General features: G+C 74.7%; 18 protein-coding genes. 8 read left to right on the top strand and 10 right to left on the bottom strand.

All coding sequences use genetic code 11. The annotated features are described in order from the left end of the window. Window positions 1-138 precede the first annotated feature (138 nt). From ACFWH7_RS02495 to ACFWH7_RS02460, 8 genes are all read right to left on the bottom strand, one after another. On the bottom strand, window positions 139-483 hold the full coding sequence (locus ACFWH7_RS02495; protein WP_378214847.1) for a DUF2249 domain-containing protein: 345 nt from the start codon (window positions 481-483) through the stop codon (window positions 139-141). 90 nt (window positions 484-573) lie between these two features. Next, window positions 574-3,459 (bottom strand): multicopper oxidase domain-containing protein, encoded by a 2,886-nt coding sequence (locus ACFWH7_RS02490; protein WP_378214846.1) that lies wholly within the window; start codon window positions 3,457-3,459, stop codon window positions 574-576. 2 nt (window positions 3,460-3,461) lie between these two features. Then, a complete protein-coding gene (locus ACFWH7_RS02485; protein ID WP_378214845.1) occupies window positions 3,462-4,772 on the bottom strand; it encodes a hypothetical protein in 1,311 nt (436 codons plus the stop codon). Window positions 4,773-4,906: 134 nt separating this feature from the next. Next, window positions 4,907-5,977 carry a TIGR03842 family LLM class F420-dependent oxidoreductase gene (locus ACFWH7_RS02480; protein ID WP_378214844.1) on the bottom strand — a complete coding sequence of 357 codons (1,071 nt, stop codon included), beginning with the start codon at window positions 5,975-5,977 and terminating at the stop codon, window positions 4,907-4,909. Between the two features lie 9 nt (window positions 5,978-5,986). Next, window positions 5,987-7,423 (bottom strand): dihydropyrimidinase, encoded by a 1,437-nt coding sequence (gene hydA / locus ACFWH7_RS02475; RefSeq protein ID WP_378214843.1) that lies wholly within the window; start codon window positions 7,421-7,423, stop codon window positions 5,987-5,989. Window positions 7,424-7,454: 31 nt separating this feature from the next. Beyond that, window positions 7,455-8,291: a nitrilase-related carbon-nitrogen hydrolase gene (locus tag ACFWH7_RS02470; RefSeq protein ID WP_378214842.1), complete on the bottom strand. Its 837-nt coding sequence runs from the start codon at window positions 8,289-8,291 to the stop codon at window positions 7,455-7,457. Between the two features lie 61 nt (window positions 8,292-8,352). Continuing rightward, window positions 8,353-9,753, bottom strand: coding sequence for an aspartate aminotransferase family protein (locus ACFWH7_RS02465; protein WP_378214841.1), 1,401 nt, complete (start codon window positions 9,751-9,753; stop codon window positions 8,353-8,355). A gap of 7 nt (window positions 9,754-9,760) precedes the next feature. Further along, on the bottom strand, window positions 9,761-11,248 hold the full coding sequence (locus tag ACFWH7_RS02460) for a CoA-acylating methylmalonate-semialdehyde dehydrogenase (protein WP_378214853.1): 1,488 nt from the start codon (window positions 11,246-11,248) through the stop codon (window positions 9,761-9,763). Window positions 11,249-11,464: 216 nt separating this feature from the next. On the opposite strand from ACFWH7_RS02460, the gene ACFWH7_RS02455 reads away from it, so the two are divergent. The 3 genes from ACFWH7_RS02455 to ACFWH7_RS02445 are packed head-to-tail and all read left to right on the top strand — an operon-like array spanning window position 11,465 to window position 14,674. Then, window positions 11,465-13,576, top strand: coding sequence for an endonuclease/exonuclease/phosphatase family protein (locus ACFWH7_RS02455; RefSeq protein ID WP_378214840.1), 2,112 nt, complete (start codon window positions 11,465-11,467; stop codon window positions 13,574-13,576). A gap of 29 nt (window positions 13,577-13,605) precedes the next feature. Next, window positions 13,606-14,079: a hypothetical protein gene (locus ACFWH7_RS02450; protein WP_047233494.1), complete on the top strand. Its 474-nt coding sequence runs from the start codon at window positions 13,606-13,608 to the stop codon at window positions 14,077-14,079. A 1-nt stretch (window position 14,080) separates the two neighbouring features. After that, window positions 14,081-14,674 (top strand): shikimate kinase, encoded by a 594-nt coding sequence (locus ACFWH7_RS02445; protein WP_378214839.1) that lies wholly within the window; start codon window positions 14,081-14,083, stop codon window positions 14,672-14,674. Between the two features lie 11 nt (window positions 14,675-14,685). Here ACFWH7_RS02445 and ACFWH7_RS02440 read toward each other — a convergent pair whose 3' ends face one another. After that, window positions 14,686-16,137 (bottom strand): NAD(P)H-quinone dehydrogenase, encoded by a 1,452-nt coding sequence (locus tag ACFWH7_RS02440; RefSeq protein WP_378214838.1) that lies wholly within the window; start codon window positions 16,135-16,137, stop codon window positions 14,686-14,688. 120 nt (window positions 16,138-16,257) lie between these two features. Between ACFWH7_RS02440 and ACFWH7_RS02435 the strand changes: the two genes are divergently transcribed. Beyond that, window positions 16,258-17,109 carry a purine-nucleoside phosphorylase gene (locus ACFWH7_RS02435; protein WP_378214837.1) on the top strand — a complete coding sequence of 284 codons (852 nt, stop codon included), beginning with the start codon at window positions 16,258-16,260 and terminating at the stop codon, window positions 17,107-17,109. A 1-nt stretch (window position 17,110) separates the two neighbouring features. Further along, the gene (locus ACFWH7_RS02430; protein WP_378214836.1) at window positions 17,111-18,955 is read left to right on the top strand and encodes a phospho-sugar mutase; all 1,845 of its coding nucleotides are present in this window, start codon (window positions 17,111-17,113) and stop codon (window positions 18,953-18,955) included. Between the two features lie 3 nt (window positions 18,956-18,958). Here the strand turns inward: ACFWH7_RS02430 and ACFWH7_RS02425 are convergent, their stop codons facing one another. After that, window positions 18,959-19,198, bottom strand: coding sequence for a hypothetical protein (locus ACFWH7_RS02425; RefSeq protein ID WP_141388677.1), 240 nt, complete (start codon window positions 19,196-19,198; stop codon window positions 18,959-18,961). 72 nt (window positions 19,199-19,270) lie between these two features. On the opposite strand from ACFWH7_RS02425, the gene deoC reads away from it, so the two are divergent. From deoC to ACFWH7_RS02410, 3 genes are read left to right on the top strand one after another with little or no spacing between them, the layout of a single operon-like run. Continuing rightward, window positions 19,271-20,332, top strand: a complete 1,062-nt coding sequence (gene deoC / locus ACFWH7_RS02420) for a deoxyribose-phosphate aldolase (protein WP_378214835.1) — start codon at window positions 19,271-19,273, stop codon at window positions 20,330-20,332. 18 nt (window positions 20,333-20,350) lie between these two features. Beyond that, the gene (locus ACFWH7_RS02415) at window positions 20,351-21,823 is read left to right on the top strand and encodes an aldehyde dehydrogenase family protein (RefSeq protein ID WP_378214834.1); all 1,473 of its coding nucleotides are present in this window, start codon (window positions 20,351-20,353) and stop codon (window positions 21,821-21,823) included. Then, complete coding sequence (locus ACFWH7_RS02410) at window positions 21,823-22,755, top strand: aldehyde dehydrogenase family protein (protein WP_378214833.1); 933 nt, start codon at window positions 21,823-21,825, stop codon at window positions 22,753-22,755. The genes ACFWH7_RS02415 and ACFWH7_RS02410 overlap by 1 nt, the downstream gene beginning before the upstream one ends. Window positions 22,756-22,826 lie beyond the last annotated feature (71 nt).

Genomic DNA, 22,826 nt, shown 5'->3' with positions numbered 1-22,826 from the left:
GCGCGGGGCCCGCCCCCCCCCCGGCCCCCGCGCCCCCCAACAATTTTTCCGCCGGGGGGCGCCCCCCCCCCCGCCGGGCCCCCCCCCCGGGCCCGGGGGGCCGCGTCGCGTGCCGGGCCGGTCGACGGCCCGTGGCTCTCAGCCCTGAGCGGGCACCGGCCGGCGCGTGAGGCGGATGCTCACCTCGGTCGCCGCGCGCGACACGTACTCGCGGTCGAACGCGCCGGGCTCGCGGCCCTCGAGCTGCGCGAGCAGCGGGAGCGGGTCGTGCGGCGCCACGAGCACGAGCCCGTCGCCGGGCGCGAGCGCCTCGAGGGCCCCGAAGACGACGCCATGGCGCACGGCGTGCGGGATCGTGCGGACGTCGAGCACGACCTCGGCGTCGTCGTGCGCGCACCCGCACGTGTGCCCCTCCTCGGGCCCTTCCCCGTGCACGGCCGCGTGCTGCGGGGGCTCGGTGATCTCGATCGGTTCTGCTGCCATGGTGGTCCTCCTGGTCGTGGCGCGAGCGCCGGGTGGGGTGCTGGGTCTGCGGTCCGCCGGCTCGGACGACCGCTCCGGCGGGTGATCCGGTCAGGGCGTCACGGCGAACGCCCCGGACGCGCCGCGTTCGGCGTCGGACATGGCGTGCGTGACGAACGGGTAGGTCCCGGCCTCGGGGAACGCGAGCTCGACGAAGCCGCCCTGCGCGGGCAGCAGGCCGAGCACCTGGCTGCCGCCGGAGCTCCCGGCCGGGAGCGAGTACGCGCCCTCGTGGTACACGGTGTCGAACTGGCCGCCGACGACGTGGAACGCGCTCGACCGGTTCGGTCCGGCGTCGAGCACCCAGACACGCACGCGCTCGCCCACCCGGGCCGCGAGCGGGTCGTAGCGGTACTGGTTGGCGTACCCGTTGAACACGAGCAGGTCGGGCTCGGCGGCCGCGACCTTCACGTCGTCCGCGGACGCGCCCTGCGCACCGAGGTAGAGCTCGGACTGCACGACGACGTACTCCCGGTCCACGGGGGCGAGGTCCGGCGGGTCGACGATCACCGCGCCGAACATGCCGTTCGCGATGTGCAGCGACATGGGCATGGTCGAGCAGTGGTACATCCAGATCCCGGCGCGGGTCGCCGTGAAGCGGTAGACGAGCGACTCCCCCGGCGCGATGGTCCGCATCGGCTCGTCGGGCGCGAGCGCGCCCGCGTGGAAGTCGATCGAGTGCCCCACCGTGCCGTCGTTGACGAGCGCGATCTCGAAGACGTCGCCCACCTTCCCCCGCAGCACGGGTCCCGGCGCGGTCCCGCCGAACGTCCACACCGTCTGCTCGACGCCGGGCGCCACCTCCTGCACCGCCTCCGTCACGGTGAGGGTGCGCCGGTGCACGACGGGCGCGCCCGACGGGTCCGTCTCGGCCGGTGCGAGGGTCGCGTCGCGCGCGGTGAACCCGTCGCCCGGGCGCGCCATGAGGTCGACGTCGGACGCGTCCAGCGAGTCGGCCCCGGCCGAGCCCGTGCTCGCGTGCCCGCCGTGCGCGTCCGTGCCGGCGTCGTCCGCGGCGAGCATCCCGCCGGAGCCGCCCGAACCGTCGGCGCCCTCGACGTCGATCGTGAGCGTCATGCCCATGAGCCGGTGCCCCGCGACGGAGCACCAGCCGTCGAGGTCGCCGCTCACGACGCCGACGTCGAGCGTGGCGGTCTCGCCCGGCGCCACGCGGCCCGACGTCGCGCCGTCGGCGAGGACGAGGTCGTGCACGTCGTCGTCGGTGTTGGTGAGCTCGACGACCAGCCGGTCGCCCGCAGGCACGCTGATGGTGTCCGGGACGAACCGCATGTCGGCGGCCTCGACCTGGACGGTCGTCGTGCGGCCCGTCGGGGTCACGGCACCGGCGGCACCGGACTGCCCCGACCCCGCCACGACTCCCGAGGACGCGCCGCCGACGCCCGCCGCGACCGGGTCGGCGGCCACGCCCCCGACCACGGCGAGCGCGAGCGTCGCGACAGCGGCCGTCACGGCACCCGCGAGCGGACGCCGCGCCTGCTCCACCCGCCGCGCGGCGACCGCCCGTGCGGCGCCGTCCCGGCGGGCGCCCGACGACGCGGCGTCGCTTCCGTGCTCGGCTGCGGCCTCGTCGTGGGCGGCGGCCCCCGGGGCGGCCGGGCCGGGCGTCGTCCCTGGACGCGCGAGCGCGGGTGCCGCCGTGCCCGGAACGGCGCGGCGAGAGATGACCACGGCGCGCAGCGCGAGCACGAGGAACGCGAGGAAGGTCGCGAAGACGACGAGCGACAGCCCGACGCGCACCCACGACGGCAGCGGCAGGAGGTACAACGCGAGGCCGCCGTTCGCGACGACCACGCGGTACGCCCCGCCCGCGCCGACGACGGCCTCGGTGCGTCGCCGTCGGGCCGGGCCGCCGCCGAGCACGACGGGGACGAGGTAGGTGAGCGCGCCGAGGAGCACCTGCGCGGCGAACCCGACGACGAACGGGAGCAGCAGAGCGCCGATCGCGTCCTGCGCCGCGGCCCACGACGGCGCCGTCGCGACCCGCACCCCGAACGCGGCCACGCTCCCGGCGAACCACGCCACGGACGCGGCGAGGCTCCACGCGGCGAACCCCCAGGCGCCGCGCTGCGCGGCCCGACCCTGCGCGGCGAGGTGCCGCGCGACCATCACGGTCCCCGCGAGAACGACGATCGCCCCGACGGCGACGAGCGCCCGCCAGCCGACCGCGCACGCCGCGACGACGAGCAGGATCCCGGCGGTGAGGACCGGCAGCGCGCGGCGGGCCGCGACGTCGGCGTCGGGCTCGATGCGGGTGCGCAGCACGGTCGGCCACAGGAGCACGAGCGTGCCGAGCACCGTGAGGCCGACCCACCCGAGGACGTTGAGCGTCACGTGCGCCACGTAGAGACGGCCGTACGCCTCCGTCCCCGCGCCGCCGCGCGCCATGAGGACGCCGAGCGTCACGCCGACCGGCAGGCACGCGGCAGCCACCACGTAGTACCGGACGAGTCGCCCGAAGCGCGAGGGCAGCGCGCCGCGACCCTGGAGCACGAGCACCGTCGCGTGCGTCACCGCCCCCGCGCCCACGAGCACCCCGCCCGCCACGACGAGGAGCCACACGTCGGAGAGGAGCCCCGCGACGACGAGCAGCGCACCGGCCGTGTGCGCGGCGAGCCGCGCGACGTGCAGCGGGCGCCCGCCCGGTGCCTGGCGACGCAGCATCGTGTCGGCGAAGTGCTGGCTCCACACGAGGATGGCGGTGCTCACGGCGCCGAGCATGAGGACGTGGACCATGAGCCACACGGCCTCGGGCACGAACCGGTGCACGACGACGAGCACCGCCTCGGCGACGAACCAGGCGAGAACGAGCGCGTGGAGCCACAGGTTCCGACCGGTGCCCCCGACCTTCTGCGTCCCGGGCAGCGGTCCGGCGGGTCGGGCGGTCAGGAGCGAGGGTCGCTCGGGCGAGGCGGGCACGGTCACCTTCCGGAGACGGTCGGGAGCACGGCGGACGGGGCCACAAGAGAACCCGGGCCGCGCGAGGTAGAACTCTGGTCAGCCGAGGTAGAACCCTGGTCAGCCGAGGTAGAACCCTGGTCAGCCGAGGTAGAGGCCTGGTCAGCCGAGGTAGAGGCCTGGTCAGCCGAGGTAGAGGACCGGTCGCGCGAGGAAGAGGCCCCGTCGGCGAGCAGCGCCGACCAGACCGCGACCCCGACGAACCCGAGGACGGCGAGGACGTTCCCCGCCCCGCCGACGCGGACGACCGCGACCGCGCCGGGTCCGTCCCCCGCGAGGTCGCCGGCGACCCGGACGGCGAGCGACACGTGCAGCAGGACGAGCGGCGCCCACATCGCGGCGCGGTACGGGAGCGAACGGCGCAGGACGGCCGGGAGGATGAGGGGCGCGTGCGCCATGATCATCGACAGCCCGAACCCGAGGAACACGGCGTGCACGACGGCGTCGTACGTCGTCCCCGAACGCAACGTGACCGCCGGGCCGAGCCCGGAGGGACCGGCCCCCGCCGCGAGGAACATCCAGGCCGCGCACGCGACGACGAGCCACGCGTAGCCCGCGAGCATCGCCGCCGCGGCGAACCGCGGCAGCCCACGACCGCGGACGGTGCGGCGCGCGACGTCGTGCCGCAGCAGGACCACGGCCGATGCCGCGAGCGCCGTCCCGGCGAGGGCGTACCCGGGTGCGGGCGCGAGCAGGGCGAGGCATGCCGCTCCGACGTAGACCAGCGCCCCGGTGAGGACCCTGCGCTCGGTCCGGGCGTCGATCTCGAGGCGCGCGAGCTCGACGCGCTCGCCCAGCACGGTCCAGGCGACGAACCCGACGAGCCACGGCAGCAGGTCGGGCACCGCGACGCCCGCCGCCCAGAGCACGGCACCCCCGACGGCGAGCACGGCGCCCGCAGCCTGGACCGCGGTCGCGACGGCGGGCTGCCGCCGCCACACGACGGCGTAGATCGCCACGAGCCCGAGCGTCCCGGCGACGAGGAGTCCCTGGCCGACCGCGCGCGGCGCCGGCGAGAGGAGCGCGAGGGCACCGACGCCGAGCGCGGCGGGCGCGAGGTAGGCGACCCGACGCCGCACCGCGACGGCGCGCTCGAGCGTGACGAGCGTCCCGACGAACCCGAGCACCATGAGCAGGCCGTGCGCGTCCTGGATGCGCTCGGCGGGGACCGGCGACGGGAGCCCGAGCAGGGCGAGCCCGGTCGCGAGCCCGGTGAGCAGCGCGATCCCGGCGGGCAGGACGAGGAGCGCGCGGAACGGCGTCCTGCTCGTCACGCCCCGAGGGTTTTCCACGGTCCCGACCGTAGGAATCCGGCGGTACGCCCGGACAGGGCCGAAGGTCCCGCCAGGGCGCGCCGGTCACGTGGGCTGGGTCACGCCGGCTCAGGCGGGACGGGTCATACAGCGGCTCACTCACGTGCCCGGACGAGGTCGCGCACCGCGGGGCCGACCGTCTCGCCGTACGCGCGCAGGGTCTCGTCCTTGGCGTCGTGCTGGAGGTAGACGGCGAACTGGTCGACGCCGAGCGCGGCGAGCTCGCGCAGCCGCTCGACGTGCCGCTCGGCCGGCCCGACGAGGCAGAACCGGTCGACGATCTCGTCGGTGACGAACGCGGTGTGGGTGTTGCCCGCGCGCCCGTGCTCGTTGTAGTCGTAGCCCTCTCGCTCCGCGACGAAGTCGGTGAGCGCGTGCGGGATCGTCACGCCTGCACCCTCCTCGGACCCGCCGGGCCCGTACCGCGCGACGATCTCCGCGACGTGGTTGCCGACCATCCCGCCGAACCAGCGGCACTGGTCGTAGGCGTGGGCGAGCGCGCGGCGCCCCGTCTCGCCGTCCGACGGTGCGTGGTCGGTCACGTACGCGGGCGCGGCGACGCAGATGCGCACCGCGTCCGGGTCTCGACCTGCGCGCTCGGCGGCGGCGCGCACGGCAGCGACGGACCACGCGACGACGTCGGGGTCGGCGAGCTGGAGGATGAAGCCGTCGCCCACCTCGCCCGTGAGGGCGAGCGCCCTCGGCCCGTACGCCGCGACCCACACCGGCAGCCGGGAGTCGGGGTTCCAGGGCAGGCGCAGCGTCGAGCCGCGGTACTCGACGGCCTCCCCCGACGCGAGGCCGCGGATCACGCCGATCGCCTCGCGGAGCTCGGCGAGCGTCACGGGCCGCCCGTTGATGACGCGCACCGCGGAGTCGCCGCGCCCGATGCCGCAGATCGTCCGGTTGCCGAACATCTCGTTGAGGGTCGCGAAGAGGGACGCGGTGACGGTGACGTCGCGCGTCGCGGGATTGGTGACCATGGGGCCGACCGTGACCCGGTGCGTCGCGGCGAGGATCTGCGAGTAGACGACGAACGGCTCCTCCCACAGCAAGTGCGAGTCGAAGGTCCACACGTGCGTGAAGCCGTACGTCTCCGCCTGTCGCGCGAGGTCGACGACCCGCCACGCGGGCGGGTCGTTCTGCAGCACCACACCGAGGTCCACGTGCCCTCCTCAGCGCAGGTACGCCGACAGCCCGCGGCGCAGGAACCGCCCGTGCTCGGGACTGCCGTGGTACGTGCCGTCCTCGACGAGCACGCGCCCGCGCGACATGACGACGTCCACGTGCCCGGCGACCTCGAACCCCTCCCACGCGGAGTGGTCCATGTTCATGTGGTGCGTCTTCCCGTACCCGATCGACGTGCGCCCGGCGGGGTCGTAGACGACGACGTCGGCGTCCGCGCCCGGGGCGAGCACGCCCTTGCGGCCGTCGAGCCCGAACATGCGGGCCGGCGTCGTGCAGCACAGCTCGACCCAGCGCTCGCGCGTGATGCGCCCGTCGACGACGCCCTGGTAGAGCAGGTCGAGGCGGTGCTCGACCCCGCCGATCCCGTTGGGGATCTTGGAGAAGTCTCCGAGCCCGAGCTCCTTCTGCTCCTTCATGCAGAACGGGCAGTGGTCGGTGCTCACGACGGACAGGTCGCCCGTGCGCAGGTACCGCCACAGCTCGTCCTGGTGGCCCTCGGCGCGCGACCGCAGCGGCGTCGAGCACACCCACTTGGCGCCCTCGAAGTCGCCCCACTCGTCGCTGCGCGCCGCGAGCTGCTCCTCGAGCGACAGGTAGAGGTACTGCGGGCACGTCTCGCCGAACACGTTGTGCCCCTCGTCGCGCGCCTGCGCGAGCGTCGCGACGGCCTGCTTCGCCGACATGTGCACGACGTACAGCGGCGCGCCGGTCAGCCGCGCGAGCATGATCGCGCGGTGCGTCGCCTCCTCCTCGGTCTCCCACGGGCGGCTCGTGCCGTGGAAGTACGGGGCGGTGTCGCCCCGGTCGAGCGCCTCGCGCACGAGCACGTCGATCGCGATGCCGTTCTCGGCGTGCATCATGATCACCGACCCGTTGTCCCGCGCCTTCTGCATCGCGCGCAGGATCTGCCCGTCGTCGCTGTAGAACACGCCCGGGTAGGCCATGAAGAGCTTGAAGCTCGTGATGCCCTCGCCGACGAGCTCGTCCATCGCCTTGAGCGAGTCGTCGTCCACGCCGCCGAGGATCTGGTGGAACCCGTAGTCGATCGCGCACCGCCCGTCGGCCTTGGCGTGCCACGCGGCCAGCCCGTCCTGGACGCGCTCGCCGGTGCGCTGGACGGCGAAGTCGACGATCGTCGTCGTACCGCCCCAGGCGGCCGCGCGCGTCCCGGTCTCGAACGTGTCCGACGCGTTCGTCCCGCCGAACGGGAGCTCCATGTGCGTGTGGCAGTCGACGGCGCCCGGGATGACGTACTTGCCCGTCGCGTCGATCACGCGCTCGGCGGTCGCGGCGAGGTCCGCGCCCAGGCTCGTGTCCCCCGGGCGAAGCAGCGCGGCGACCTGCTCGCCGTCGACCAGGACGTCGGCGGGCGTCGAGCCCGTGGGCCCGACGACGGTCCCTCCCCGGATCAGCGTGTGCGGCATCGCGTGCTCCCCTCGTGCGGCGGGCGGCGGGTCACGGCCGGGTCAGGTCGTCGTAGGCGTCGGGGCGCCGGTCGCGGTAGAACTGCCACCGGTCGCGCACGACCCGCAGCAGGTCCATGTCGAGGTCGCGCACGATCAGCTCCTCCTCGTGGTCGTCTGCGGGGTCGCCGACGAACGCACCCTCGGGGTCGACGAAGTAGGACGTGCCGTAGAAGTCGTCGTCGCCCAGGTCCTCGACGCCCACGCGGTTGATCGCGCCGACGTAGTACTCGTTGGCGACCGCGGCCGCCGGCTGCTCGAGCCTCCACAGGTAGTTCGAGAGCCCGCGGCTCGTCGCGCTCGGGTTGAGCACGATCTCGGCGCCGTTCAGGCCGAGCGCGCGCCAGCCCTCGGGGAAGTGCCGGTCGTAGCAGATGTAGACGCCCACGCGCCCGACGGCGGTGTCGAACACCGGGTAGCCCATGTTCCCGGGGCGGAAGTAGAACTTCTCCCAGAACCCCCGCACGTGCGGGATGTGCGTCTTGCGGTACTTGCCGAGATAGCGACCGTCCGCGTCGATCACCGCCGCGGTGTTGTAGAGCACGCCGGGCTGTTCCTCCTCGTAGACCGGCAGCACGACGACGGTCCCCAGCTCGGCCGCGAGCGCCGAGAACCGCTCGACCGTCGGACCGGGGACGGACTCCGCGTACGCGTAGTACGCGGCGTCCTGCACCTGGCAGAAGTACGGCCCGTAGAACAGCTCCTGGAAGCACACGAGCCTGGCCCCCTGGTCGGCGGCGTCGCGCAGGTGCTTCTCGTGGACGTCGATCATCGACTCCTTGTCGCCCGTCCAGCGGACCTGGGTGAGCGCGGCGCGCACGGTCGTCATGACCCCTCCTCGGGTGTGGGCGTGACACGGTTCTGCTCTCGGGGCGACGGCACGGCACTCGTCATGCCCGCACCGCCTCGGCCTGCTCGTCGGCGACGTCGAGCGCCGCGTCGATCGCGGCGAGACCGTGCTCGAGGTCGTCGGCGGACGTCACGAGCGGCGGGGCGACGTGCAGGCGGTTGAAGTGCACGAACGGCCACACGCCGCGTTCCTTGACCGCGGCGACGACCGCGCCCATGGGCGCGGCGGCCGGCCCGCTCGCGTTGAACGGGACGAGCGGCTCGCGCGTCTCCCGGTCGCGCACGAGCTCGACCGCCCAGAAGAACCCCAGTCCGCGCACCTCGCCGACGCTCGGGTGCCGGGCGGCGATCTCGCGCAACCGGGGGCCGATGACGTCAGCCCCGAGCGTCCGCACCCGTTCCAGGATCCGCTCGTCCTCGAACGTGCGGACCGTCTCGACCCCGACCGCGCACGCGAGCGGGTGGCCCGAGTAGGTGAGGCCCCCGGGGAAGACGCGGTCGTCGAACGTCCGCGCTACGTGCTCCCCGACGACCACGCCGCCCAGCGGCACGTAGCCGGAGTTCACGCCCTTGGCGAAGGTCACGAGGTCGGGCACGACGCCCCACCGGTCCACCGCGAACCACTCGCCCACCCGGCCGAACCCGACCATGACCTCGTCGGTGACGAGGAGGATCCCGTGCTCGTCGCACAGCGCGCGCACGCCCGCGAGGTAGCCGTCGGGCGGGATCAGCACGCCGTTGGTCCCGACGATCGTCTCGAGCAGGATCGCGGCGATCGTCCCCGGCCCCTCGAGCTGCACGACCTCGCGCAGGTGGGCGAGCGCACGCTCCCCCTCCTCCGCGTCGTCGTGCGCCCCGAACGCCGAGCGGTACGCGTACGGGCCGAGGAAGTGGCGCACGTGCGGGTCGGGCGCGACCTCGTTGGGCCAGCGCCGCGGGTCGCCCGTGAGGGAGATCGCCGTCGTGGTGTTGCCGTGGTACGACCGGTACGCGGACAGCACCTTGGCGCGTCCCGTGTGCAGGCGCGCGAGCCGGACCGCGTTCTCGACGGCGTCGGCGCCGCCGTTCGTGAAGAAGACGCGCCACCGCCGCTCGTCGCCGGTCGCGGAGCCACCGGCCCGAGCGCCCGGGGCACGCTCCGCGATCAGCCGGGCGAGCTCGCCCCGCACGTCGTTGGCGAACGTCGGGCCGACGGTCGCGAGCCGGCCCGCCTGCGCCTGGAGAGCCGCGACGAGGCGGGGGTGCTGGTGGCCCAGGTTGAGGTTCACGAGCTGGGACGCGAAGTCGAGGTACCGGTTGCCGTCCTCGTCCCAGAACCACGCGCCCTCGCCGCCCGCGACGGGCAGCGGGTCGATCGCGCCCTGTGCGGACCAGGAATGGAAGACGTACCGGTCGTCGGCGCGCGTCCGCGACGTGCGCCGGGCGAGCTCCTCCGTCGTCATCGGGCGCTCACCGGGTCCGGGGGAAGCCGAGGTCGACGCCCGCCGTGGACGGGTCGGGCCAGCGCGTCGTGACGACCTTGGTGCGCGTGTAGAACTGCACGCTCTCGGGGCCGTAGACGTGCAGGTCACCGAAGAGCGAGCTCTTCCAGCCGCCGAACGAGTAGTAGCCGACCGGCACGGGGATGGGGACGTTGACGCCGATCATGCCCGCCCGGGCGTCGACCTCGAACGCGCGCGCCGCGCCGCCGTCGCGGGTGAAGATCGCCGCGCCGTTGCCGTAGGGGTTGTCGTTCACGAGCCCGACCGCCTCGTCGTAGGACTCGGCACGGACGACCGAGAGCACGGGCCCGAAGATCTCCTCGCGGTACACCGTGTGCTCGGGCCGCACGTGGTCGACGAGCGTGGGGTGCAGGAAGAACCCGTCCCCGAGATCCCCCGCACCGTCGGGGGCCTCGCGCCCGTCGACGACGAGCGTCGCGCCCTCCTCGGCGGCGGTGCCCACGCGCGCCGCGACCCGGTCGCGGTGCTCGGCCGTGATGAGCGGGCCCATCTGCGACGCGGGGTCGGAGCCCGGCCCGACGACGAGGCGCGCCACGCGCTCGCGGATCGCCTCGACCAGCGGGTCGGCCACCGCGCCCACGGCGACGAGCACGGACACCGCCATGCAGCGCTCGCCCGCCGACCCGTACGCCGCGGAGACCGCCGCGTCGGCCGCGACGTCCACGTCGGCGTCGGGCAGCACGACCATGTGGTTCTTCGCGCCGCCCAGGGCCTGGACGCGCTTGCCGTGCCGCGTCCCCGTCTCGTAGACGTGCCGCGCGACGGGCGTCGAGCCCACGAAGCTCACGGCCTCGACGTCCGGGTGGTCGAGCAGGCGCTCGACCGCGACGCGGTCGCCCTGCACGACGTTCACGACGCCGTCCGGCACGCCGGCCTCCTGGAGCAGGCGCGCGACGACGAGCGACGCCGACGGGTCGCGCTCGCTCGGCTTGAGCACGACCGTGTTCCCGCACGCGATCGCGTTGGGGATCATCCACAGCGGCACCATGGCCGGGAAGTTGAACGGCGTGATGCAGGCGACGACGCCGAGCGCCTGCTTCACCTCGTGCACGTCCACGCCCGACGACGCCTGCTCGGTGTACCCGCCCTTGAGGAGCTGGCCGATCCCGCACGCGAACTCGACGCACTCGAGCGCGCGGGCGACCTCGCCCGCCGCGTCGGAGAGCACCTTGCCGTGCTCGGCGCTCACGACCGCCGCGATCTCGTCCCGGTGGTCGAGGAGGAGCTGGTGGAACGCGAAGAGGATCTCGACGCGCCGCGAGACGCTCGTCGCGCGCCACGCGGGGAACGCGTCCCGCGCCGCGGCGACCGCGGCGTCGACGTCCGCGGCGGACGCGAGCGCCACCCGCCCCGTGACCGCGCCCGTCGCCGGGTCGTGGACCGGTCCGTACCGCTCCGCGTCAGGCCGCGCACGACCTGCGACCCAGTGCCCGATGCGCGCCTCCCCGGCGCGCCCCTGCCCCTCGTCCGTCGCGGTCGGGGCGCTCGTGGCGCCCTGCGCGTGCGGGGAGATCCCAGCGGTCGTCTCCACGTCCTCGCCTCCTCGCGCGCCGAGGTGGTGGCGCGCCGTCGCAGCCGATCCCCCAGTCTGGCACGGAAGACCCGATCGTGTGGTGCGGATCACAGCGCCTGCCCGGTAGCGTCGTGCCTCGTGAGCGCAGCGCAGCCCCCGTCCGCCCGGTCCGTGCCCCGGTCCGCCGCCAGGCTCGACCGGGCCACCGTCCTCCCGCTCCTGCTCGTCGTGACGGTCACCGCGATCGTCGTCGAGCTCGTGCGGTCGAGCGGCCCGCTGCTCGACCACGCGTTCTCCGCGGGCGTCGTCACCGTCGCCCTCACGGCGCTCGCGACGTACGCCGCCCCCGGCGTCCTCGTCGTGATGATCGCGGCGCGCCTCGAGCTCACGGGACGGGTCGTGCTGCTCGCCGTCGCCGCGCTCGCCGTGGCCCGCCTCGCGCTCCAGGGCCTCGGCGCGGCGATCGCCGCGGGCGTCGACCTCGGGCTCGTGCGGTACGGCGTCGGGCTCGCGACCGTCGCGCTCGGGATCGGGGTCCTCGTGCTCGTGGCCGCGTTCGCGAGCGGGACGCCGGCACGCGCCACCGTCGACCTCGCGTCCACCCCCGACGGTGCGCCCGAGCCGCCGACCCGGCCCGACGGGCGCCTCGCGCGCGGGTCCCTCGTCGCGCTCGGCGTCGTGCTCGGCGCGCTGCTCGCCGGGGCGCTGAGCGCCGTCCTCGGCACGTGGGACGCGTACTGGCGGTCCGACGTCGCGGCGTGGGTCGTGACGGTCGTCGTCACCGCCGCCGCGGTCGCGTGCGCGTGGCTGCTGCGGAGCCGGGCCGCGTGGCTGGGCTCGCGCGGGCTGTGGGTGCTCGGGCCGTTCGTCGCGCTCGGGGTGCAGGTGCTCGCCAACCCGGCGTTCGCCGCGTCCCAGGCGGGCGTCGCGCTGCCGTTCGCCGTCGCCGCCCTGGCCGTCGCGGCGGTGCTCACCGCGTGGTTCGTCCCGTGGGCGAACCGGTCGGTCCGGCCCGGGTCACCGTGGCTGTCCCCCGCCGTGCTCGTCGCGGGCGTCGCGGTGGTGTTCCTCGCGGTGCCGCGCCTCGACGGTCCCGGGACGGTCGGCGGCTGGGCGCTCCTCGCGCTGCTCGTGCTGCTGGTCCCCGCGGCCGCGCGGACGCTCGCCCTCGCCCTGACGAAGGCCGCGCGCCCGCTCACGTGGCTGCGGCTCGCGGGCGCGGCGAGCGTCGCCGGGCTCACGACCGCCGTGCCCCTGCTCGGGTACCAGCTCGAGTACGACGTCCCGCTCCCGGTCCCCCACACGCTCGTCCCCGTCGCGGCCGCGCTCGCGCTCGCCGTGCCCGCGGTCGTCACAGGACTCCGCACCCGGGGTGCGTCGGCCTCGACAGCCGACCCGGCGGCGTCGGGCACGACCCCCGCCGATGCCTCACGAGTCCCCGCTCTCGCTCTCGGCGGTGCGGTCGCGCTGCTCGCGCTCGTCGGCGTGACGCAGGTCCACGTGCCGACGACGACGTCCGCCGTCGCCGACTACCCGGTCGGCGAGCTGCGCCTGCTCGACTGGAACCTGCACTACGGCGTGAGCGCCGACCCGTCGGTCCGGCTCGACGAGATGGTCGCGACGATCGAGGACTCGGGTGCCGACGTCGTCGCGCTGCAGGAGGTGTCCCGTGGCTGGGTGCTCGGCGGAGGCGCGGACATGGCGACCTACCTCGCGCGCGAGACCGGGATGCGCGTCGCCTTCGTCCCCGCGGCCGACCGGCAGTTCGGCAACGCGCTCCTGTGGGACCCGCTGCGCGGCGACCTCGACGACGTCGCGCGCCACGCCCTGCCGTACGGCGCCGGGCCGCAGGAGCGCTCGGCGATCTCCGCGACGCTCGACGCCGCCGGCGTCCCCGTGCGCGTCACGTCCGTGCACCTCCAGCACCGCGAGGAGAACACCCCGACCCGGCTCGACCAGCTCGAGCATCTCCTCGCCGACGAGCCCGTGGAGGGCGCGTACGTCCTCGCGGGAGACCTCAACGCCGAGCCCGGCTGGGACGAGATCACCTTCCTCGAGGAGCAGGGCCTCGAGAGCGGCCAGGACGCCGCGGGCGACCCGGAGGCGCTCACGTCGCCCTCGGTCGCGCCCGCCCATCGCATCGACTGGGTCTTCGGCTCCGACGACGTGACCTTCCGCTCGTTCGAGGTCCTCGACGTCACCGCCTCCGACCACCGCCCCCTGCTCGCCGAGCTCCGCGCCCACGACTGACTCGCGCGCCCGACCGCTAGGGTCGACGGATGCGCATCGAGCTGACCGTGACCGAGGCCGTGGAGATCGCGCGCGCGACGGGCGGGCTGCCGCCGTACGTGCGCTCGGTGACGAGCGAGGGCGACGACGTGCGCGTCGTCGTCGACCTGCGCGAGGTGCCCGACCCGCCGTCGGCGCTCAAGCTCGCCGCCCGGCTGGTCCCCGTGGTGCGGGCGACGCTGCACGTCGAGTCGGTCGTGGCGGGCACGGCCGTGCTCGCGGTCGAGGCCAACGCCGCCGGTCTGCCCGCGCACAAGCTGCTCGGGTTCGTCGAGGCGCCGCTCCAGGGCGCTCTGCGCTCGCACGGGCTGCCGCCCCAGGCCGTGCGCGTGCTGCCCGACGCGCGGGTCGCGGTCGACGTGCAGGCGCTGCTCGGCGGCGTGCTCGAGCACACGTTCCCGGGGTTCCAGCTCACCGAGCTCGCGTTCGCGGACGGGACGCTGCGCCTGGACGGCCGGCTCTGAGGTGTCGCGGCAGCGAGCGGACGGCCGCGCCGTCACGCCGGTCCTCGTCCTGCTCGGCCCCGCCGCCACCGGCAAGTCCACGATCGGCGAGCTCGTGGCCGGACTGCTCGGGATCCCGTTCTTCGACCTCGACGACGTCGCGGACGGCTACTACCCGGAGGTCGGGTGGAGCGTCGACCGGCTCGTCGAGCGCATCGCGGTGGTCGGCAGGGTCGCGGCGGAGCGGGAGTGGGAGCCGGCGCGGGCGCACGCCGTCGAGCGTGCGGTCGCCGAGCACCCCGGCGCGGTGCTCGCGCTCGGTGCGGGGCACGCGTCGTACACGGACCCGGCGTGCCTGGACCGCGTCCGCACGGCGCTCGCGCCCGTGCCGCACGTCGTCCTCGTCCTGCCCGACGCCGACCGTGAGCACGCGCTGACGGTGCTGCAGGCCCGGTCGGTCGCGTCGAAGGGGACCGACTGGGTCCGCGATGGCCACGACTTCCTCGCCGAGTGGTTCGACGACGTCGGCACGCGCGACCTGGCGCACCGCACGTTCGTCACCGGCGCGGAGGACCCGGGTGCGAGCGCGCGACGGCTCGTCGCCACGCTCACCTGAGGCCGGCGCGGTCAGTCCTCGCGGTGGTGCAGCATGCGCGCCACCTCGGCGATGGACCCCGACAGCGACGGGTAGACGGTGAACGCCGACGCGACGTCGTCGACCGTGAGCCGGTGGGACACGGCGAGCGTGATGGGGAACACGAGCTCGCTCGCTCGCGGCGCGACGACGACGCCGCCCAGCACGACCCCCGCCTCGGGGTGCGCGAAGAGCTTGACGAAGCCGTCGCGCATGCCGAGCATCTTGGCGCGCGGGTTGCGCGCGAGCGGCAGCACGGTCGTGACGTACTTGCTGCTCTGCGCCTTGAGCTGCTCCTCGCTGTACCCGACGGTCGCGATCTCGGGCGCGGTGAAGATGTTCGCGGCGACGGTCCGCAGCTTGATGGGCACGACGGCGTCGCCGAGCGCGTGCGACATGGCGACGCGGCCCTGCATCGCGGCGACGGACGCGAGCGGCAGGACCCCGGTGCAGTCACCGGCCGCGTAGATGCCGCGCACGGAGGTGCGCGACACCTTGTCGACCTCGACGTGACCGCTGGGGGTGAGCCGGACCCCGGCCTCCTCGAGGCCGAGGTCGCTCGTCGACGGGATGGCGCCGACGGCGATGAGGACGTGCGAGCCCTCGACGACGCGGCCGTCGGACAGGGTGACGCGCACGCCGTCCTCGGTGCGCTCGGCGGACTCGGCACGGGACCGCGACATGACCGTCATGCCGCGGGAGCGGAAGACGCCCTCGAGCAGCTCGGCCGCGTCGGCGTCCTCGCCGGGGAGCACGCGGTCGCGGCTCGACACGAGCACGACGTCGGACCCCAGCGCGTTGTACGCGCCCGCGAACTCGGCGCCGGTGACGCCCGACCCGACGACGATCAGCCGCTCCGGGAGCTCGGACAGGTTGTAGAGCTGCGTCCACGTGAGGATGCGCTCGCCGTCGGGCTGCGCGGTGGGCAGGACGCGCGGGGTCGCGCCGACCGCAAGAAGGATCACGTCGGCGTCGAGGACGACGGGCCCGTCCGTGCCGTCGGGCGACTCGACGACGACCCGCTCGGGACCGTCGAGGCGACCCGCGCCGATGACGACGCGCACGCCCTCGCGCTCGAGGCGCGCGTGGATGTCCGCCGACTGCGCGGCCGCGAGCGCCATGACGCGCGTGTTCACCGCCTCCAGGTCGACGATGTGGCGGCGCATGGCGGGGTGCTGCGCCTTGGCCGTGTCCACGGGCAGGCGGATCCCGAGCTCGGCCGCGCGCTCGGCGATGGTCATCCAGTCGGCGGTCGCGATGAGGGTCTTGGAGGGGACGACGTCGGTGAGCACGGCCGCGCCGCCGAGGCCGTGGCGCTCGACGACGGTCACGTCGGCGCCGAGCCGGCGGGCGACGAGAGCGGCCTCGTACCCTCCGGGCCCACCTCCGAGGACGACGATGCGGGTGGCCTGGTGGTCGATGCTCGCGTGCGTCACGCCGGACATTCTGTCAGGCCGTCGCGTCCCGCGGTGTCAGCATGCGAGACGCCGGGGTCGGTGAGGGCCGTGCGGCGGCGCCTCCCGCTCGTCGGGTCGCGTGCCCGGGGACGGACTAGCCTTGCGACCATGACGACGACGCCTGCGAGCACACCCCCGCTCGACGACCCCGCGACCGACCCGTTCCTCGTGGCTCGGGCCGCCGCCGACCACATCGCGCAGGCCACGGGGGTCGACGGCCACGACATGGCCCTCGTGCTCGGGTCGGGGTGGGGCGGCGCCGCGGAGCTCCTGGGCGACGTCGTCGCGGAGGTCCCGACGCACGAGATCCCGGGCTTCTCTGCTCCCGCGGTCGCGGGCCACCTCTCGGTGACGCGGTCGATCCGGGTCGAGCGGGCGGACGGCTCCGTCCGGCACGCGCTCGTGCTCGGCTCGCGCACGCACCTGTACGAGGGCAAGGGCGTGCGCGCCGTCGTGCACGGCGTGCGCACGGCCGCCGCGACGGGCGCCGAGACGATCGTCCTCACGAACGGGTGCGGCGGCCTCAACCAGGACTGGGGCGCGGGCACGCCCGTGCTGATCTCCGACCACATCAACCTGACGGCCCGCAGCCCGCTCGAGGGCCCGACGTTCGTCGACCTCACCGACGTCTACTCCCCGCGCCTGCGCGAGCTCGCGCACCGCGTCGACCCGACGCTCCCGGAGGGCGTGTACGCGCAGTTCCCCGGGCCGCACTACGAGACCCCGGCCGAGGTGCGGATGGCCGGGATCCTCGGCGCTGACCTGGTCGGCATGTCCACGACGCTCGAGGCCATCGCGGCCCGCCACTGCGGCCTGGAGGTGCTCGGCGTCTCGCTCGTGACGAACCTCGCCGCCGGGATCAGCCCGACGCCGCTCTCCCACGCCGAGGTCATCGAGGCCGGCCAGGCCGCGGGACCCCGGATCAGCGCCCTCCTGGCCGACATCGCGAAGCTGGTGTGACATGACGGACCGCACCGCGGGGTACCGGACCGACCCTGCCGACGACCCGACGTTCGACCCGGGGACCGACCGCGGCGCGTTCCTCGAGCGCGTCGCCGCGTGGGTCGACGACGACGTCGACGGGGGCGACCAGGACGAGCTGCGGCACCTGCTCGACCTGGCCGACTCGCCGGACCCGCGCAAGCACGACGTGCGCGTCGCCGCCTTCGCCGAGCTCCAGGACCGGTTCTCCGGTCCGCTGGAGTTCGGCACTGCCGGCCTGCGCGGCCGCATGGCGGCCGGGCCGCACCGCATGAACCGCGCGGTCGTCATCCGCGCGGCGGCGGGCCTCGGGGCCTTCCTCCTCGACACGCTCGGTCCCGCGGGCGCCGGCGGCGCTGCCCGCCCGCGCGTCGTCGTCGGGTTCGACGCGCGGCACCGCTCGCGCGCGTTCGCGGTCGACAGCGCGGCCGTGCTCACCGCGGCGGGGCTGGACGTCCTCGTCCTGCCCTCGGCGCTGCCGACGCCGGTCCTCGCGTTCGCGGTGCGCCACCTCGGCGCGGACGCGGGCGTCATGGTGACCGCGAGCCACAACCCGCCCGCCGACAACGGCTACAAGGTCTACCTCGGCGGGCGCGTCGTCACGGACTCGGGGCAGGGCGCCCAGATCGTCCCGCCCTACGACGCGCGCATCGCCGCCGCGATCGCGACCGTCGGCCCGGCGCGGTCGGTACCGCGCGCGGGCTCGGGGTGGACCGTCCTGGGCCGCGACGTCGTCGACGCGTACGTCCGCTCGGTCCTCGCCCTGTCCGACGGCGCGCCCCGGCGGCTCAAGGTCGTCACCACGGCGCTGCACGGCGTGGGCGGCGAGACGGTCGCGCACGTGCTCCGCGACGCCGGCTTCACGACCGTCGTCCCGGTCGAGGAGCAGCTCGACCCGAACCCCGACTTCCCGTCCGTCGCGTTCCCCAACCCGGAGGAGCCGGGCGCGATGGACCTCGCGCTCGCCGTCGCGCAGGACTCCGCGGCAGACGTCGTGCTCGCCAACGACCCCGACGCCGACCGCTGCGCGGTCGCGGTGTTCGACCCGCGCGTCGGCACCTACCAGGGCGCGGAGACCGCGCGCTCCAACGGCTGGCGCATGCTGCACGGCGACGAGGTGGGCGCGCTGCTCGGCGACGACGTCGCGCGGCGGGTCGCGGCGTCCGGCGCCGCCGGAGGGGTGCTCGCGTGCTCGGTCGTGTCCTCGCGGCTGCTCGGGAAGATCGCGGCCTCGCACGGCCTCGGCTTCGCGACGACGCTCACAGGCTTCAAGTGGATCTCGCGCGTCGACGGGCTCGTGTTCGGGTACGAGGAGGCGCTCGGCTACTGCGTCGACCCGGCACACGTCCGCGACAAGGACGGCATCAGCGCGGCGCTCCTCGTGGCGCAGCTCGCGAACCGCCTCAAGGCCGAGGGTCGCACGCTCGTCGACGCGCTCGACGACCTGGCACGCCGGCACGGCCTGCACGTGAGCGACCAGCTCTCCGCGCGGTTCTCCGACCTCGACCGCATCGGCGAGACGATGACGCACCTGCGAGCCGCTCCCCCGCGCACGCTCGCCGGTGCCGGCGTCTCGGACGTCGCCGACCTGTCGGCCGGCCTCGACGGCCTGCCGCCCACCGACGGCGTGCGCATCCTCACCGCCGACGGGACGCGCGTCATCGTGCGCCCGAGCGGGACCGAGCCCAAGGTGAAGTGCTACCTCGAGGTCGTGCTGCCCGTCGCGCCCGACGCGTCGCACGACGACCTCACGGCGGCCCGCGCCGCCGCGCGGACCCGCCTCGACCGCGTCACGGCGGACATGCAGCGGGCTCTGGGTCTCTGAGGCTCAGCGGTCGGGAAGCTCGAGGACGCGCCGCATGAACTCGTCCCACGGGACGCGCTCCTCCCTCGTCGGGTCGAGGCCGTCCCAGACGACCGCGACCTGGTCCTCGCGGTAGAGGTCGGCGCCGTACACGTCGCCCGGGACCTCGAGGTAGCCGGCCTCGGAGCGCGCGAACGCAAGGATGCGGGCCCGCGTGCGTGCGTCGACCGTCTCGCGGAGGAACAGGTCGAGGCTCGTCGTCACGGAGCCCATGCTGTCAGGTGACGAGCAGGCCCGCGGCCCGCCGCGAGGCGTACCGACGGGTAACCTGGGGCGATGAGCACAACGACACCGACGTCGGTCGCCGAGACCGGCCGGGCGGGCACCGGAACGGCCTCGGCGACCCCGGGTTCGGCGGACCGGTCCGCTGCCGAGATCGCCGATCTCGCGCGCTCCGTGACGGGGTCCGCCTCCCTCGACGACACCGCCTGGCGCCGCTACCTCCACGGCCTGCCGGGCGTCGACAAGGTGGGTGCCGACGGCCGCGCTGCTGCCCTGGGCACCCGCTCGATCAAGACGACGTCCAAGGCCTGGGCACTCGACACGATCATCCGCATGGTCGACCTCACGACGCTCGAGGGCGCGGACACGCCCGGCAAGGTGCGCGCGCTCGCCGCGAAGGCCGTGCGCCCCGAGCCCGCGGACCCGACGTGCCCGTCGGCCGCGGCGGTGTGCGTGTACAACGACCTCGTCCCCGTCGCCGTCGAGGCGCTCGCCGGGACCGGCGTCAAGGTCGCCGCCGTCTCGACCGCGTTCCCGTCGGGCCGCGCGAGCCGCGCGGTGCGCCTCGCGGACACGCGCGACGCCGTCGAGGCGGGCGCCGACGAGATCGACATGGTCATCGACCGCGGTGCGTTCCTCTCCGGTCGCTACGCCCAGGTCTACGAGGACATCGTCGCCGTGCGCGAGGAGTGCCGGGCGAACGGCCACCATGCGCACCTCAAGGTCATCCTCGAGACGGGCGAGCTCGCGACGTACGACAACGTGCGCCGCGCGTCGTGGCTCGCGATGCTCGCGGGCGCCGACTTCATCAAGACGAGCACCGGCAAGGTCTCCCCCGCGGCAACGCTCCCGGTGACGATCGTCATGCTCGAGGCCGTGCGCGACTTCCGCGCGCTCACGGGCGTCCCGATCGGGGTCAAGCCCGCCGGAGGCATCCGGACGTCGAAGGACGCGATCAAGTACCTCGTCGCGGTCAACGAGACCGCGGGCGGCGACTGGCTCGACCCGGACTGGTTCCGGTTCGGGGCGTCGTCGCTGCTCAACGACGTGCTCATGCAGCGCAACAAGCTCGCCACCGGCACCTACTGGGGCCCCGACTACGTGACCGTCGACTGAGCCGGACTGAAGGACACCATGACCACCACAGCTAGCACGGCCGGCTCGCCGTTCGAGTACGCGCCGGCACCCGAGTCGCGCGCCGTCGTCGACATCGCGTCGTCGTACGGCCTGTTCATCGACGGCGAGTTCACCGCCGCGTCCGACTCGGGCTCGTTCAAGACCGTCAACCCCGCCACGGAGGAGGTCCTCGCCGAGGTCGCGGAGGCGACCGAGGAGGACGTCGACCGCGCCGTCCGCGCCGCGCGCCGCGCGCAGGAGAAGGTGTGGGGCCCCATGCCGGGGCGCGAGCGCGCCAAGTACCTGTTCCGCATCGCGCGCCTGCTCGCCGAGCGCTCGCGCGAGTTCGCGGTGCTCGAGACGCTCGACAACGGCAAGCCGATCCGCGAGTCGCGCGACGTCGACGTCCCGACGGCGGCGGCGCACTTCTTCTACTACGCCGGCTGGGCCGACAAGCTCGAGCACGCCGGCTACGGCCCGGACCCTCGCCCGCACGGCGTCGCCGCGCAGGTGATCCCGTGGAACTTCCCGCTGCTCATGCTCGCGTGGAAGATCGCCCCGGCGCTCGCGACGGGCAACACGGTCGTGCTCAAGCCCGCCGAGACGACGCCGCTCACCGCGCTCCTCTTCGCGGACCTGCTGCGCCAGGCGGAGCTGCCGGCCGGTGTCGTCAACATCGTCACCGGTGCGCGCGCCACGGGCTCGGCGCTGGTCAACCACCCCGACGTCGACAAGATCGCGTTCACGGGCTCGACCCCGGTCGGCAAGCGCATCGCCCAGGAGATCGCGGGCACGCGCAAGCACGCGACGCTCGAGCTCGGCGGCAAGGCGGCGAACATCGTGTTCGACGACGCGCCGATCGACCAGGCGATCGAGGGCATCGTCAACGGCATCTTCTTCAACCAGGGCCAGGTGTGCTGCGCCGGGTCGCGCCTGCTCGTGCAGGAGTCGATCGCCGAGGAGCTCGTGGACCGGCTCAAGGCCCGTCTCGGGACGCTGCGCGTCGGCGACCCGATGGACAAGAACACCGACGTCGGCGCGATCAACTCGCCGCAGCAGCTCGCGCGCATCACCGAGCTCACCGATGCCGGCACGGCCGAGGGCGCGACGCGCTGGAGCCCGGACTGCGAGCTGCCGTCCTCGGGGTACTGGTTCGCCCCGACCCTGTTCACGGGCGTCTCCGCCGCGCACCGCATCGCGCGCGAGGAGATCTTCGGCCCCGTGCTCAGCGTGCTCACGTTCCGCACGCCCGCCGAGGCCGTCGCCAAGGCGAACAACACGCCGTACGGCCTGTCGGCGGGGATCTGGACGGAGAAGGGGTCGCGCATCCTCTGGATGGCCGACCAGCTCCGCGCGGGCGTCGTGTGGTCCAACACCTTCAACCGGTTCGACCCGACCAGCCCGTTCGGCGGCTACAAGGAGTCGGGCTACGGACGCGAGGGCGGCCGGCACGGCCTGGCGCCCTACCTGATCGAGGGGAGCACCTGCTGATGGCCCGCACGACGAAGGCGCCCACCGCGACCCGCACGGCGCCGGAGCGCCTGGGCGTGCGCAAGACGTACAAGCTCTACGTCGGCGGGAAGTTCCCCCGCAGCGAGTCGGGCCGCACGTACGAGGTGACGGACACCAAGGGCCGGTTCCTCGCGAACGTCGCCCAGGGTTCGCGCAAGGACGCGCGCGAGGCCGTCGTGGCCGCACGCGCCGCGCAGGCGAAGTGGGCGGGAGCGACGGCGTACAACCGCGGCCAGGTGCTCTACCGGGTCGCGGAGATGCTCGAGGGTCGGCGCGACCAGTTCGTCGCCGAGGTCGCCGCGGGCGAGGGCCTCACGGCGCGCCAGGCCGAGCTCGCGGTCTCCGAGGCGATCGACCGCTGGGTCTGGTACGCGGGCTGGACGGACAAGGTCGCGCAGGTCGCCGGCTCCGCCAACCCGGTCGCCGGCCCGTACTTCAACCTGTCCTCTCCCGAGCCGACCGGCGTCGTCGTGGTCGTCGCCCCGCAGCGCTCGTCGCTGCTTGGCCTCGTCTCGACGATCGTCCCGCCGCTCGTCACGGGCAACTCCGTGATCGTCGTCGCGAGCGAGCAGCGCCCGATCCCGGCCGTCACGCTGTCCGAGGTGCTCGCGACGTCGGACGTCCCCGGCGGCGTCGTGAACGTCCTCACGGGCTTCACCAAGGAGCTCGCTCCCCCGCTCGCGTCGCACCTCGACGTCAACGCGATCGACCTCGCGGGCGCCGCCGGCGCCGAGGGCGTCACGTGGGGCGAGCTCGAGGCCGCCGCGGCCGACTCGGTCAAGCGCGTCCTGCGCCCCGCCGTCGGACGCCGGGGCGACGACGCCGAGCCCGACTGGACCGAGGCCCCGCGCCCCCAGCGCATCCTCGCCTTCACCGAGACCAAGACGGTCTGGCACCCGAAGGGCGTCTGACCCCGGCCGGACACGACTGTGGGGGGGGGGGCGGCGGGGGGGCGGGGCGCCCCGCGCGCGGGGGCACCCCC

The sequence above is a fragment of the Cellulosimicrobium cellulans genome, assembly GCF_042723955.1.
Classification (GTDB): domain Bacteria; phylum Actinomycetota; class Actinomycetes; order Actinomycetales; family Cellulomonadaceae; genus Cellulosimicrobium; species Cellulosimicrobium cellulans_H.
The sequence above is the reverse complement of the archived record's forward strand: the minus strand, read 5'-3'. Positions and strand labels throughout refer to the sequence as shown.